Origin of the sequence: Paenibacillus sp. VT-400, from assembly GCF_001029205.1 — a bacterium.
Lineage (GTDB): Bacteria > Bacillota > Bacilli > Paenibacillales > Paenibacillaceae > Paenibacillus > Paenibacillus amylolyticus.
Window position 1 is genome coordinate 107,778 of sequence record NZ_LELF01000039.1, and the last position, 15,391, is coordinate 123,168.

Here is a 15,391-nt window from a genome sequence, read left to right on the forward strand (position 1 = left end):
AATGGTAATGTAAAATAATCCTGCAAGGACGAATGAACGTCCATATATTGCAAAAAGCCCAAGCCAAAAGCAACACTGAACTGCTCCTGTCATAGTAGACCGTAGAAGACTACGATGGGAGCAGTTCATTATCGCCAAGGCATGGGCTTTTTTGCTGTTTCATGACTGTCGCAGCAGTTGTTTGATATCCGCTGCCGGACTGGAGCCAAGCTCCTCTTTGAGCAATTCCTCCAGCACCAGATACTGTCGCTGCGCTTCGGTTCTTCGTCCAAGCGACAGATACAACAGGATGATCTCGCGATGAATATCTTCCCGAATCGAATCAATCTGGAGGATACGTTCAAAATAATACAGCGCCCGTAACGGCTCTCCTGCCTTCGCGTGATAGTGGGCCGCAGTTTCCATCGTCATGATGAAATCCAGTTCCAGCTGTCTGGACCACGCAAAAGCCCACTCATAATGCCTTCCTTTCAGAAGTTCACCCGTATACAACGTATCCATCCGCTCGAAGAGCTCGGGGCGATGTGCCGAGGCCTGACGCATCTGCCGGAACAAAGTCTCGAACTCGTACAGATCACAGTTAATCGCTTCCCGGTCGATACGGATACCGTTTCTGTCCTTGAGAATGATCGGCACGTCACTGTTATCGCCGATGGCACGCCGCACGTAGTACAGTGTGGAATTGATGTTCGTCCAGGCCTTCTGCGGACTGAGGTCCTTCCACAACGTATCAGCCAAGGCATCGCGGGTGGTTGATTTGGTATACAGCAAGAATGCCAGCAATTCTTCCGTCTTGGGCGTTCTAAGCTTGATGGGACTGTCTGCTCCGGCTCCGCCGAACACGGTGAATTCACCGAACAGACGAACGTTCAGTTTGGGTCCAGGCACCGCTGGTTCAGGTGTTGTCACGGACTTGTGAAGCTTTTCCTGCAACCGTTTGATGCTGCGGTTCAGTCGCTCAGCCGTGACCGGCTTGATGACGTAATCGATGACCTCTTTGTCGAAGGCCTGCACCGCATATTCCTCATAACCGGTCACCAGCACGATTGGAAGCGAAGGATGATGTTTACGCAGTTCACCAATGAGTTGCATACCCGAGATGCGAGGCATCGTAATGTCCAGAAATGCCGCATCGAAGCTATTCTCTGCCGCATATTCACAGGCTTCCTCCGGGTCATGAAACGCACGAGATACCTTGACTTCTCCGCTTTCTGTCAAAATGCGATTCAGTCGCTTCAGCGACAAATCCTCATCGTCCACGATGATGACTTTCATCTTCATGTTTCATAACCCCCGTTCCCATCTGTGCTTAGACGTTGATTTGGAAGATCAAATGTAATCCGCGTTCCCTCGCCGTCCAGACTTTCCATCTGAAGGTGTCTGCCATACAGCAGGTTCAACCGGCTGGAAATATTCCATAGTCCAACGCCGTTACTGCCGTCCGTGGATTGCCGAATTTCGTCCATCCGTTGCTTGGTTATGCCGATTCCGTTGTCCTCGATGGTGAAACGTGTTTCCGTATCATTCAGATTACGAATGGACAACATGACCCGACCACCGCGAATGCTGGACATCAGCCCATGCCGAATTGCGTTTTCGATCAGGGGCTGTAACGTGAGCGGTGGAATGTCCATGTTCCGGTTCACATCCGCATCCACATCGATAATGACCTCCAACCTTGAGCCAAAGCGGGCTTGCTCAATCGCTACGTATGCCTCGATCATCTCCAGTTCGTTCATCAGGCTAGTTTTTGAGTCCAGATGTTTAAAGTGCACACTCCGCCGTAAGTAACTCGATAATTGCAAAATCAATTGTTCTGCCCGATTCGGCGCATCCACGCACAATTCGGCAATGGCGTTCAGGGCGTTATATAGAAAGTGCGGGTTCATCTGTGACCGTAAAAAGGATATCTCGGCATCTCGCGCAGCTTGCACGGATGTTTTCATCCGAGTCAAACCGCCGATCCGTGCCAGCAGTTCCTCCGATTCGAACGGCTTGGATACAAAATCATTGGCGCCTTTCTCCAAGGCCAGCTTCAATTGATTGGCTTTATTACTCGCCGTCAGCATGAGTACAGGCAACTCGGAAGGAGAGAAGCGCTCCCTGATCCGTTCCAGCAATTCGTAACCCGACATGTCGGGCATCATGATATCAGCAATGACGAGATGCACGGCAGGTAGTTTGTCCAGCAGCTCCAGTACTGAAGGTGAGCGTGAAGTGACTGCATAACTGTATCCTTCCAGCTTCAAGAGATTAACAATCGTCTGCAAATTAGCCGAGTCGTCATCCACAACGATGATCCATTCGTCTTTATTCCCTTGTACAATCGTTGGTTCTTCGAACCGGAGTAGCCGATTACCAGGACCTGTAGGAGCGATGGTAAGTGGCATGACGTTGGAACGTTTCTCTCCTTTATTCTCTGCCAGCGGAAAGGTCAGGATGAACGTAGCACCCATGCCGGGTGCTGATTCCGCATGAATGGTTCCGCCATGCAGCTCGACCAGCTTGCGCGTAATGCTTAGTCCTAGACCGGTGCCTCCAGCAACGACTGGCCCCGTATCCGCTTCCTGCTCGAACGGCAGGAAGATATGTTCCAGCTTGTCCGTACCGATACCACGGCCGGTATCCACAATGCGTATTTCCGCTTTGCCTTGCACAACCGTAGCTTTGATGCTTACCGTGCCACGTTCCGTGAACTTAACGGCATTGCCGATCAGATTATGCAAAATCTGAATCAGTCGGTTGCCGTCTGCATGGATCGGCGGGAAATGCGCCGGGATGCGGTTGATAAGCTCCACCTTTTTCGCGCCAAGCAGGAAGGAGTGCATACGCATGACCGATTCGACAAACGAGTACAGATCGGTCGAAGACCGGTGGAGCGGAATGTCGCCATGTTTCATTTTCGAATAATCCAGTAATTCATCGACCAGGTAGGTTAATCGTCTGCCACTTCCCGTCACGATCGCCAGATTGTGCGCTTGCTCATCGGTAAGGGGACCTTCTGCGCCTTTAAGCAGGCTTTCACTGATGTTAACAATCGCATTCAGCGGTGTTTTGAGCTCATGCGAAGTATTGGACAGGAAGTCATCCTTCACCTTGTCCAGCAAGAGCAACTGATCTTTGAGAGTGCGGACGGTACGATAAGCCTCGAAGAACCGAAGCACCGCCAGAAACAGCATCAGGATGCTGAACAGGACAATGGAAGCCTGCCCAATATTCATATTTTCCTTGAGCGAGATCGAGAAGAGATTAATGTCCAGACAATACAGCATGATGCTTAAGAGGGCTGCGTACCACAGAAAAGTAGACAGCCGTTCGCCCTTCTCACTGGTTAGGAACTGTTTTGCACATTGATACAGCAACCAGATTAACAGCAACGTGTACATAACGACGACGTAAGGTGCAGCCAGCCCATAGATGGAAATAGGCAGAATCGCGACCATGCATAAGTATGCTCCGAAGATGATGAGGATCACCGCCGTGAGCAAACCGGACAGGATGCCTGCTTTGAATCGGTAGAAGTAAAAGGTTAACAGACCCAGACATGCCACGGAGCAGAAATCTTTTAATTTATAGAGCGTGCTAAAGGAGATTTCCGTGCCCGCCATCGATAACACACGTTCGCTGATCATGCCGTTATAGAGTGCATACAGCAGACAGATTAGACCAATCAGCAGCAGGGAATCGTCCCTGTTTCGGTAGAGTGCAGACCCGAGGTAACTGATGAGGAATATGATCGAAATGGTACCCAGTACAGCAAGCGTGCCAAATTCGATAGCTGTGTTGAATTGATGTTTTTTCAGCATGGCTGCTTGTTCGCCGAAAAAGAGTGGACCCGGAATGCCAGAGTCCGTGTAATCGTAATTAGCCACCCGAATCAAAATCTCAATGTCACCGCCATGATAGGGGAAAAAGCCAATCTGGGGGGAGTTGCCTGGTCGGTAACCTGCGGATTTTGCCACGGCATGCCCGTCTTCCAGCAGCTTGTTGCCATTGATGTAGATTTCGCTAGCAAAACGGATGTTCATTTTTTTGATCGCCAGTGTTCCTTCAACAGGTGCATTACGCAGCACCAGTCGATACGTGGCGAAGCCGTGGGTTGGCAGTCGTTCACCATCCACTTTAAGTCGATTCCAGGATCCGGGAACGGTTGCATAAGTGTCGGGTGCTTTCGTTGGACCAGCCTGATTCGATGTTGCAGATTCGTCAGGAAGCAATCGCTCCCAGTAAAATTCCCACTCCCCGTCCAGCTTGATCCGCTCGTTTTGTTCAGGGTTCCAGGCCGAGAGGTCCAGAACACCCTGACGGGCATGAAGTGCAGCAGATTGTGGTTCTCTGATCGTTGACAGCAGCAGTACGGTAATGGCAAGTACAACAGTCAGGACAACACCTGAAATTTTTAATAACACGAAATGCTGCTCCTTTAGAGATTGTTCAATCCTTTGGTAGCTTCGGACAAAATCTCTTGTATTCTATCGGCATTGTAGCGAATATCTCTGGGGGGCGCAATCACATTTCGACAAATTCCTTCATACCCACCCCGTAAATTCCAATATTGAGGCTTTTGCAGACTGTGCTTCTGTATGAGCGCCTTTGCGCCAGGCTTTAGGCGATTCGCCCATCAGTTTGGCGAAGCAGCGGTTAAAGCTGGAGATGGATCGGAAGCCGACCTGCTCAGAGATGGACAGAATGGAGGCCTCGGTGCTTTTTAATCGTTTGCATGCCTCTTCAATCCGGGTACTGTTCAGAAAATCAAGCGGCGTGGTTCCCATAATTTCATGGAACTTGCGGCGAAAATGCGTTGTACTCAGATGACACAGATCAGCGAGGTAATCGATGGTCACAGGCATCATATAGTTTTTGGTGATAAACTCCAGCACAGGTGAGATGACCAAGTCACCTTGGAGGTCTCTTTCCCGTTCGTGATCCTGAGATGACAAGCGTTCGCTGCTCGCATGAATTCGAAGCAGTTCGATGTATAGAGACATCAACAAGCCGTACGCGCTCTCCCGATAGTAGGGGGACTGCTGCTTCATTTCTTCAACGATTGAAGTTGCGAGCATATGAATTTTGGGATGCTGTTCCTTATTCAGAATGCAATTGGTTCCCTGAATCGCCCATAGATTCGGTTCAATGTGAGTTTGTGCTGTTTTGAGCGAATGACGGAAGAGTTCTTCCGGTGAAAAAAAGATATAAGCCCACAGGCTGGCGTTATTAGGTGAACTGTATGTGGTATGCGGAAGATATCGGGGAATGAACGTGATGTCCCCTGCTCGAAAAGGCACAGATTCTCCCTTAATCTCCATGATGCCTCCATCTGAATAACAGATGCCAATCTCCATGTGGTTATGGAAATGAAGATGCTCACTCTTGATATCGGATATTCTCCAGCGGTCTCCACTGAGTAACAGGACAGGGAAATCAATGGGCAGGCTGTAGTGACGATATTCGATGACCGGTTTCTTCGGTTTGGACATTTTCGAGGACTCCTATGTATAAATGATTGAAATTGCGCAGTTTTGTTATGAATATGCTTAGATTGAGACTATTTTACTGCGTACAATGGAATAAGTAAAGCGTTTACAAAAATGGACGGACACCTCTCAGGGCGCACTTGGGGGCGTGTGCGCAGGGAGAGGGGAATAACAATGCTTCAAGTGAAATATGACAGGGATCAGATTCTACACGTAATAGACAGCGTTACCAAGAAAACACTGGATATGGATCTGACATGGGATTGGCCCGGTGGAGTGGCTTATTATGGTGTATCCAGAGCCTATCAAACGACAGGCAACCAAGAGATTCTGGACAGGCTGGTGAAATGGGCAGACGAATATATCGAGCTGGGGTTGCCAAGTTGGACGGTAAATACATGTGCTATGGGCCATGTGCTCATCACTTTATATGAAGAAACCGGGGATCAGAAATATTGGGATATTGTCCTCAGCAAAGTCGATTATCTCCAGAATCATGCACTTCGCTTTGGAGACAATGTGCTTCAGCATACGGTATCGGTTTCCAATGATTTTCCGGAACAGGCTTGGGCGGACACCTTGTTTATGGCGGCATTTTTCCTGCTTCGCGTAGGTAGCAAATTAAAAGATGAAGCCATGATCCAGGATGCGCTGAATCAGTATTACTGGCATATCAAATACCTGCAAGATCCGAGCAGCAGTCTGTGGTATCACGGTTATAACAATATCAACAAGGACCACATGTCCGGATTTTATTGGGGCAGAGCGAACGCTTGGGGAGCCTATACGATGTCTCAAGTGAAACCGCAATTGAACGACTGGTACTTGTATCCGCAATGTATGGATGTAGAGTGTGCCCTTCGTGATCAATTGGCGGCTCTCAAGCTGGTACAGACCGAGAATGGCTTGTGGCGTACGGTTTTGGATGACGAAGAATCGTATGAAGAGGTGTCAGCTTCCGCGGGTATTGCAGCAGCCATGATCAATAACGGTAATCCATTGCATACCAAATACGTGCAAAAGGCACTGGAAGGTATCCTGAACAACATTAGCGAAGATGGACGCGTGCTTGGTGTATCTGGCGGTACGGCGGTGATGAAGGATCGGGATGGCTATCGCAATATTCCAAAAGACTGGATTCAGGGCTGGGGTCAGGGCCTGGCACTCGCTTTTCTGTCCGATATGTTGAGATAGGGAGGGAACCACATTGTCCAAACCAACCAAAGGCTCTTTTACACTACCGGGAGAATCCGGTTATGAAGCACTGACGCTGGAACTTGCCGATCGCTGGGGTGCCGATGTGATCCGTGACAGTGACGGTACAAAGTTGTCCGATGAGATTATCAATGCCGGATATGGCATCTATTCAACCATTTGCATTATTCGGGATCATAATGAGTGGGCATCCCGTAATCTGGATAAGCTGCAGCAATGTTTTCTAATAACGAATCCAAAGGTTGCTGTCCAAGATTATGTATCCATCTATCTGATGGAGGACTTCTTCGCTGAACAATTCAGGGTGAATGATTCGAAAGAAGCGTTTAAATATTGGCAAGTTTATGATCGAACGACTGGGGAAGAGGTGCCTAGAGGACAGTGGAATTATGAAAGGGAATCTGGCAATGTTGTCATTACTGGCGTTGCTCCTTGGCATAAATACACCGTGAGTTTCATGGTTTATCGGATATGGGAAGAGATTTCCATGTACAACCATACGACGAATAACTGGGACAAAGAGCATCTGATGCAGATTGACCCGATCTATACAGACACCCAAACCTATCTACTGGATTGGATGGAAAAGTGGTGCCAAGACCACCCGGAAACAACGGTTGTACGTTTTACGTCCCTATTTTATAACTTCGCCTGGATCTGGGGCAGTGATGAGCGGAATCGCCATCTGTTCTCGGATTGGGGTTCATACGATTTCACGGTAAGTTCGAGAGCGCTGGATCTGTTTGCTCAAAAATATGGGTACTCACTCTCCGCCGAGGACTTTGTAAATGGCGGTAAATATCAGGTCACTCATATGCCTGCGAATCAGCGCAAACTGGACTGGATGGCATTTATCAATGATTTTGTGATTGAATTCGGTAAAAAGTTAATTGATATTGTACACAAGCATGACAAGCTGGCGTATGTCTTCTATGATGACAGCTGGGTGGGCATGGAGCCGTACAATGACCGCTTTGAGGAGTTTGGATTCGACGGCATGATCAAATGTGTGTTCTCCGGTTATGAGGCAAGAATGTGCTCAGGCGTTAAGGCTGATACCCATGAGATTCGCTTGCATCCCTACCTGTTCCCAGTTGGCTTAGGCGGGCTTCCTACCTTCAAAGAGGGAGGCGACCCTACCCTGGATGCCAAGAAATATTGGATTAATATCCGGCGTGCGCTGCTGCGTGAGTCGATTGACCGGATTGGACTGGGTGGATATTTGCATCTGGTTGAGCCTTACCCGGACTTTGTGGATTATATCGAGAAGATTGCCCATGAATTCAGGGAAATGAAAGAGCTGCATCAAGAGGGAAAACCATATCAGATCAAGACAAAGGTAGCCGTGCTGCATAGCTGGGGCAAGTTAAGATCGTGGACCTTGTCCGGTCATTTTCATGAAACGCATATGCATGATCTGATTCATGTGAATGAGGCATTAGCCGGGTTGCCTGTTGACGTGCAGTTTATTGATTTTGATGATATTCGACAGGGGGCATTGAAGGATGTAGATGTCGTCATCAATGCCGGCTCTGCAGGTTCAGCATGGAGCGGTGGAGCGCATTGGAGTGACCACAAGTCTGTGGACTTATTGACCCAATGGGTGTATGAGGGTGGTACCTTTATTGGCATTAACCAGCCTTCGGCAATGGATGGGTACGACAGCTATTTTAGAATGGCGCATGTGCTTGGAGTGGATGAGGATACAGGTGCAAGGGTTGTTCATGGAAAATGGTCGTATGAGGTTAATGATGAGTATGGTTTGGTGCCTGAGGGGGCCAGCATACTTCCGAAAGATAACATTTATCTTACTGATGGATCAGCAGCTGTAGTGAATGAAACGGATGGTCGAATCACACTGTCCACACATGCTTTTGGAAAAGGAAAAGGGATCTACCTGCCTTCCTTCGAATTCAGCTGGGAAAATACAAGACTACTTCTGAATTTGATTCGATTTGCGGGCAATGAATTCCATGAAACAAAGTACATCACGGATAACTTGTATACCGAGTGCGCCTACTACCCCGAGAGCAACATATTGGTTGTGATCAATAATAGCAATCAGGTTCAGTCCACGACGATCAATACAGAGCATGGAAAACAGACCGTGGAATTGGAGCCGTATGATACGGTGATCACCAAAATTGGTTTAACAAAATCGGTATCCCCATAGAATAATGACTCGATAGACTGTATTCCTTAACCAGGGAGCGGTCTATTTTATTTATGAGTTGAATCAATTTCATTAACGTATATATTGCGGATCTTACTGTATAGTGTTAACACTATCTAGTAGAATATGTATATAAAGATAGGGATCATGAGCTCTACTATATTATTATTTTCATCTGTTCAAAGGAGAGAGTGCCCTAATGTACAGTTATAAATTGTTGGACACAATAAGCATGGAGACACTTCACGAGGCGTTTGTGGATGCGTTCTCCGACTATCAAGTTAAAATGGATTTGCCTTTTTGGAAGTTTCAACAAATGCTCCAACGAAGGGGTTATCACCCCGAAATATCTATGGGAGCCTTTAAGGATGAGAGAATGGTCGGATTTGTTATCAATGGGCTTCGAAGCTGGAATGGAAAGACAACTGCATATGATCTTGGGACAGGCGTTGTAAAAGATTGCAGGCGGCAAGGCATTACAAGCGATCTGCTCTTGAATATTCAAAAGCTGTTAAAAGAAAAAAATGTAGAGCAATATTTGCTGGAAGTCATCCAATCCAACGAATCTGCAGTTCAGCTGTACAGTAAACAAAACTTCAAAATTCAAAGGGAATTTTCATGTTTCCAGTTGCAAAAAGATCAATTCATACCGCAAACGACCTGCACGGTGGAATGTGTGGAGAGAATCGATGTGGAGCAGTTTAAGGAATTTTGGGATGTGGAGCCCTCCTGGCAAAATTCAATTGATTCCATCTACGCTTTACCGGAAGCTTTTATCTATGTGGTTGCACGTCAGGATCAAAGCATTGTTGGCTATGGCATTATAGATCAAAAAACAGGTGATATTCCCCAGCTTGCAGTGAACCAAAAATACCGGGGCAAAGGTATTGCAAGCAGCATCCTGACAGAGATGGTGCAACGCACAGAATCGCCTAGAATCAGTGTCCTCAATGTGGAGTCTCATCTGAAACCGATGCAAGATTTCCTCCTGGTCAAATCAGGTTTTTCATATCATGTGGGCCAGTACGAAATGCTCTTGAAATTATAACGTGATCGTCGTTTCGACTTAAGATCAGATCGGGTTCATACGAAAATATGTGGGGTGTTAGTGTCTGTCTTGTTGGGCCAGTTGAACGGGAGGTTGATTAAAGGCTTCCCGGAAATCCTGGATTACAGTATCCAACCCATCCTGTACTCGTTATAATAATGTTGATATATGACATGGTTAGAGGAGACAAAGACATAACATGAGCCGAAAGAAATACTGTAAGCGTATTCAGTTTCTGGATGATTGGAGTCTCAAAACCAAGTTGTACATATTGTTCATTTTTTGTGTGCTGGTCCCGGTCCTGGTCACAAATACCGTGTTTTACCAAAGCATCAAAGGTAACATTGAAGAGAAGGAGCATAGCCGATTCAATGAAATGCAGCAAAGGATCAAGTTCAACCTGCGGAACAGTATAGACAATAGCTTGTATGTGTCCAATTTTCTCTATACCGATGGAACGCTGAACCGGTTCATGGAGTTCAAGTATCGCGATCAGGAAGACTATTACTCTGCCTACTATGATATGCTTAGCAACAACAATCTGGTCAGGTACTACTACAGCTACCAGCAGGTGAATCAAATTACGTTTTATGTTGGCAATGATACCTTCGTCAATGGAGGAAACTTCATTAAGCTGGATGATGAGGTGAAGAAAAGTGATTGGTATCAAGCGCTGATGAACACAAGCGACCATATCATGATCTATTCGTATTTTGACAAACAGCAGGCGGAGATGTCGCAAAGTCAGGGAGGACGCAAAGTAAGCATTATTCGCAAGCTGGATTACTTTGGGGAGCAGCAGGTTGAAAAGGTGTTAAAGGTTGATCTGGACTACGCTTTCATCAACAAATCGCTAAAAAATGAGGGAGCAAATGGGAAGGTGTATGTCGTTTCGGATGGCAGGGTCATTTTCTCGAACGATTCAAAAATGAATCAGATGCGCAAGCCATTTAATCTGATTGCAAACAGTTCAATTGATCCTGTTCAATCCATGCAATCGATTCCCGTCGTATCCGAGGATTGGCAGATTGTCGTCAGCACGGAGAAATTGGACGTTCTGTCGGAGATTGTTAATTCCAAGCTTAATTTGACTTTACTAATCATTCTTAATCTGTTGGTGCCGACACTGCTAATCTGGTTGATATCCAGATCACTGGTCATCAGAGTTGATCGGATAGCGAAGCACCTGGATCAAGTGAAGCATGAGAAATTTGAGGTGATATCGGGACCTGTGGGCAAAGACGAGATCGGCAGCCTGACCCATAGTTATAACATGATGGTCATCAAGATCAAGAACCTGATTGAGATTGTGTTTAAGGGCCAGGTGGAGCGGCAAGCCCTTGAGCTCTCCAAAAAGCAGGCGGAGCTGAAAGCCCTTCAGAGTCAGGTGAATCCCCATTTCATGTTCAACACGCTTGAAACGATCCGTATGCGGAGTTTGATCAAGGACGAGCTCGAAACCTCCGATGTCATTCATAAACTGGCACTGCTGTTACGTCAGACGATCAATTGGGGCGATGATCTGATTACAATTGCAGAGGAAATCAATTTTGTGGAGAGTTATCTGAGTATCCAGCAGTATCGCTTTGGCGAAAAGCTGCAATTTGCAATCCGGATCACAGACGAATCCATTGCTGCCATGATGATACCCAAGCTAACCGTTCTCACCTTTGTGGAGAATGCTTGTATCCATGGCATTGAGGGGACGTCGAATGATGGGGTCGTGGAGGTATTATTCGAAATTCGAAGTAATGAGCTGTACATTTCCATTCGAGATACCGGAGTCGGTATGGATCAGGACAAGCTGGCCTCGCTCCGCAAAATGATGCAAGACCCGAGTATGGATCGGATGAGCGAGCTTAGCAGCATTGGTATGATGAATGCATATATTCGGCTGCGGATGTATTTTGATGATTTCGTTCAGGTGCACATATTCAGTGAAAAGGGGAAGGGAACAACGATTGGCATTCAAATTCCTCTTATGCAGGCATCTCATGAATAAGGAGCGAGGATATGATCAACGTGCTGATTGTGGACGATGAGCCATTTATTCGCCAAGGACTTCTATTGTTAATTGATTGGGAGTCTTACGGATTTCAGATTTGCGGTCAGGCCTCCAATGGTATGCAGGCATTGGAGTGCATACGCGCTATGCAGCCCGATCTGGTGATTTCCGACATTAAGATGCCGGAAATGGACGGAATGCAGCTTGCCAAAACCTTGTACGAGCAATATAACGGTGACATCAAGCTGATTCTTCTAAGTGGATTCTATGAGTTCGGATATGCCAAGCAGGCGATTAAATACCAGGTGGATGACTACATTCTCAAGCCTATTGTGAAGACCGAACTGGTTCAGGTGCTTGAGGAGTTCAGGGTCGCATTTAATGCGCGGACGGAAGAGAAGCGATATCAGCAAAAAAAAGATCGAATTATTATGGCTCAGCATATGCAGTCAATCTTGCTTGGGGTGGCTGAGGAGGATGCTGTTACGAGTCTGCAGTCCCACTATCAAGATGTCGGCATACTGCGTTGCATCCTGATTGAGGCGGAAGCCGGTCCAGAACAGGGAACGGATTGGTGCGCTCGGGTTGAGGCATGGGTGGGCAAGCCCTTGCCGGGACAAATTTTGAAACCCTTCACAGGTGATAAAAATGCGGTTCTGCTTATGGTTACGGACCTGATGGTGAACCGTGAGGCAGTGACCCTGGAGCAATATTTGACCCGATTACATGCCGATCTGAGCCATGGTCAAGAGGCGGCTATTGCTTGTTATGTCGGGAAGGAAGTACATGAGTTGGAGGCGCTGCACGAGTCTTATCAATCCTGCGGCATAATGAAAAGCTTACGTTTCTTCACCACTTGCAGGCCCATTTATTACTTCGAACTTATGGATACGACCTTATTTGTTAATCGGCCGGGACAGTTCGAAAAACAATTGTTTGATGGGCTAGTCAAGTCTATTGAGGAACAGCAGACGGATGAGTTATACAGTCATGCAAAGGCCATTTTTCAATTTTTTCTGGATGAGCGAATCGAGCCTGGTATTGTCCGCATCCACTTGCATTATTTGGCATACACATTGCTGGATCTCGTGAATAACGATACGGTTACTCCAGATTCGGGGTTGATGGAATCGACTTTTCTGAAGGTGAACTACGCGATGTTATCCATGGAGGAAAACATTGAACATTTATGCGAATTCTCGCTCATGTGCGCAGAGAAACTGAAGGAGCAGCAAAAGTCAAATGCGATGGGCGTATTAGCCAAAATTGAGGCCTTCATTCACGAGCATTACAGAGAAAATATCAGCCTGAAATTGCTCGGGGAGCAGTTTTACATGAATAGTGCATATCTGGGTCAGATTTTCAAAAAGCATTTCTCGATCAGCTTCAGTGATTATTTGAATCAATTGCGTATTGAGGAAGCCGCCCGGCTGTTGCGCAGAACAGATCAAAGAGTATACGAAATCGCAACAATGGTGGGATATCGGGATTCCGATTACTTTATTAGCCGGTTCGAGAAACTCATGGGGGAGACTCCTGCACAATATCGTAAAAGTGCCCATGCTGCGTACTCTCTTGATTAACATCCTGCACTCCTTGACGGAGCGGCGGGATATTTTTTTTCGCAGATGCTGGAATTAGTGGGATTCCATCTATAGTTTATCCCGTTGAGAGGGGCATGGAAGCATGATAATTTTAAGTCAGCCTTTGGAAAGCGCTTTCCAAAAAGCTTCTGTCAATATAATCGATGGAGGGGTCATGATGAAAAAGGATGTTAGAAAAAGAATCAAGTATAGTGCTCTGCTCGCTTTAATACTGGTCATCGCACTCACTGGATGTACACCGGGATCGTCCTCGAAAGGGGAAAAGACAGCAGATGGAAGGGAATTGAAACAATTTTCCGCATTTTTTGCCGTACCGGGAAAAATTGCGCCTGACGATAATCGGGTGTTAAAGGCTATTGAGGAGAAAACAGGTGTCAGAGTCACGATGGACTGGCTTACGGGCCAAACAGCCAAAGAGCGGATTGGTGTACTCATTGCAGGCGGCGAATATCCCGATTTTATCGATGGGAGTGATGGTACTCAGCAACTGGTAGCAGCAGGGGCGTTAGTACCACTTGAGGATTACATCGATAAATATCCAAACATCAAAAATTACCTGGGCGAAGACTGGAAGAAGATGAAAAATACGACGGATGGACATATCTACTTCATTCCTCAATTCGGCAATATACAAGAAAAGTCGATGAAAGTATCCCATGACGGAGAAGCATTCTGGATTCAGAAGGCCGTACTGGAGTGGGATAATTATCCGACAATCAAAACGCTTGACCAATACTTCGACTTGATTGAACGGTATAAAGCAGCTCACCCGACTGTTGATGGTCAGCCAACCATTGGATTTGAAATTATCTCCTATGACTGGCGTTATTTCGCACTGGAGAACCCTCCGCTCTTCATGGCTGGTTATCCTAACGAAGGCGCAGCTATCGTTGATAAAGAAACACTGACGGCCAAAAACTATAACACCATTCCGGAAGCGAAAGCATATTTCAAGAAGATCAATGAGGTATATCATCAAGGCCTCGTCGATAATGAAACCTTTACAGCAAACTATGATCAATATATCTCCAAAATTTCAACCGGACGTGTGCTGGGTATGGTGGATCAAGGATGGCAGTTCCTTGATGCCGAGGCATCGCTCGTGAAGCAAAAATTGTATGACAAAACCTATGTACCGTTGTCCATTACACTCTCCGAGGATGTTAAAGGGCGCTATCAGAACAATCCAATCCTTAATGTGAATGGTGGCCTGGCCATTACAAAGAGTTGCGAGGATATCGAGGGAGCACTTCAATATATTAATGATTTGCTGGACCCTGAGATGGAGGTATTGAGAACCTGGGGACAGGAAGGCGTGGATTATCAAGTCGATGATAAAGGCGTGTTCTCCAGAAATGAAGAGCAACGTGCGAATTCCAAAGATCCGGACTGGGTGCTGGCAAACACGGGAAGCCCGTTGGTCTATTTCCCGCATCATGAAGGCATGACCGCTGATGGGAAGAATGCTCTTGACCCAAAGGAGCAGCCCGAGGAGTATCTTGCTACATTGAATGACATCGATAAAAAAGTGCTGAAGGCTTATGGATATACGAAGTTTACCGACTTCCTTGAGCCTGCGGAGGAAAATGAACCGTGGTTCCCAATCTATACCTATAATTTTGAACCGAATAAACCGGAGACCATCGCCAGACAGAAAATGGACGATGTAAAACGCAAATGGCTGCCAAAAGTGATTATGACTTCACCAGCCGAATTTGATAAGGCTTGGGATGAGTATCAAGCCACGCTCAAGGAAAGTGCAGATATTAAAGCGTATGAAGATGCGCTGACGGAAGAAGTCCGCAGACGTATGGAACTGTGGGGGTAAAGTCCTGTCACACAGAATGGCTATGGGGAACCCCGTAGCCTTTC

At 46.7% G+C, this 15,391-nt stretch carries 9 protein-coding genes; 6 read left to right on the forward strand and 3 right to left on the reverse strand.

Going from position 1 to position 15,391, the window contains the following annotated elements; translation table 11 throughout:
• Positions 1-159: 159 nt before the first annotated feature.
• The 3 genes from EL84_RS02260 to EL84_RS02270 all read right to left on the reverse strand — a co-directional run bounded on the left by EL84_RS02260 (position 160) and on the right by EL84_RS02270 (position 5,477).
• A complete protein-coding gene (locus EL84_RS02260; protein ID WP_053061355.1) occupies positions 160-1,281 on the reverse strand; it encodes a response regulator in 1,122 nt (373 codons plus the stop codon).
• Entirely contained in the window at positions 1,278-4,409 is a 3,132-nt protein-coding gene (locus EL84_RS02265; RefSeq protein ID WP_047840543.1) for an ATP-binding protein, read from the reverse strand. The genes EL84_RS02260 and EL84_RS02265 overlap by 4 nt, the downstream gene beginning before the upstream one ends.
• A 120-nt stretch (positions 4,410-4,529) precedes the next feature.
• On the reverse strand, positions 4,530-5,477 hold the full coding sequence (locus tag EL84_RS02270; RefSeq protein ID WP_047840544.1) for an AraC family transcriptional regulator: 948 nt from the start codon (positions 5,475-5,477) through the stop codon (positions 4,530-4,532).
• 171 nt (positions 5,478-5,648) lie between these two features.
• Here EL84_RS02270 and EL84_RS02275 point away from each other — a divergent pair, with 171 nt between their 5' ends.
• The 6 genes from EL84_RS02275 (at position 5,649) to EL84_RS02300 (ending at position 15,347) form a co-directional block, all read left to right on the forward strand.
• Positions 5,649-6,668 carry a glycoside hydrolase family 105 protein gene (locus EL84_RS02275; protein WP_047840545.1) on the forward strand — a complete coding sequence of 340 codons (1,020 nt, stop codon included), beginning with the start codon at positions 5,649-5,651 and terminating at the stop codon, positions 6,666-6,668.
• A gap of 13 nt (positions 6,669-6,681) precedes the next feature.
• A complete protein-coding gene (gnpA, locus tag EL84_RS02280) occupies positions 6,682-8,862 on the forward strand; it encodes a 1,3-beta-galactosyl-N-acetylhexosamine phosphorylase (RefSeq protein WP_047840546.1) in 2,181 nt (726 codons plus the stop codon).
• Between the two features lie 199 nt (positions 8,863-9,061).
• Positions 9,062-9,910 (forward strand): GNAT family N-acetyltransferase, encoded by an 849-nt coding sequence (locus EL84_RS02285; RefSeq protein ID WP_047840547.1) that lies wholly within the window; start codon positions 9,062-9,064, stop codon positions 9,908-9,910.
• A gap of 199 nt (positions 9,911-10,109) precedes the next feature.
• A complete protein-coding gene (locus EL84_RS02290; RefSeq protein ID WP_047840548.1) occupies positions 10,110-11,912 on the forward strand; it encodes a sensor histidine kinase in 1,803 nt (600 codons plus the stop codon).
• An 11-nt stretch (positions 11,913-11,923) separates the two neighbouring features.
• Complete coding sequence (locus tag EL84_RS02295; RefSeq protein ID WP_047840549.1) at positions 11,924-13,498, forward strand: response regulator; 1,575 nt, start codon at positions 11,924-11,926, stop codon at positions 13,496-13,498.
• Positions 13,499-13,673: 175 nt separating this feature from the next.
• The gene (locus tag EL84_RS02300; protein ID WP_235431473.1) at positions 13,674-15,347 is read left to right on the forward strand and encodes an extracellular solute-binding protein; all 1,674 of its coding nucleotides are present in this window, start codon (positions 13,674-13,676) and stop codon (positions 15,345-15,347) included.
• Positions 15,348-15,391: the final 44 nt, after the last annotated feature.

Coding starts and splice junctions, on each gene's coding strand:
- EL84_RS02260 (WP_053061355.1), bottom strand. CDS start 1,281: ATGAAGATGAAAGTCATCATCGTGGACGATGAGGATTTGTCGCTGAAG.
- EL84_RS02270 (WP_047840544.1), bottom strand. CDS start 5,477: ATGTCCAAACCGAAGAAACCGGTCATCGAATATCGTCACTACAGCCTG.
- EL84_RS02275 (WP_047840545.1), top strand. CDS start 5,649: ATGCTTCAAGTGAAATATGACAGGGATCAGATTCTACACGTAATAGAC.
- EL84_RS02285 (WP_047840547.1), top strand. CDS start 9,062: ATGTACAGTTATAAATTGTTGGACACAATAAGCATGGAGACACTTCAC.
- EL84_RS02290 (WP_047840548.1), top strand. CDS start 10,110: ATGAGCCGAAAGAAATACTGTAAGCGTATTCAGTTTCTGGATGATTGG.
- EL84_RS02295 (WP_047840549.1), top strand. CDS start 11,924: ATGATCAACGTGCTGATTGTGGACGATGAGCCATTTATTCGCCAAGGA.
- EL84_RS02300 (WP_235431473.1), top strand. CDS start 13,674: ATGATGAAAAAGGATGTTAGAAAAAGAATCAAGTATAGTGCTCTGCTC.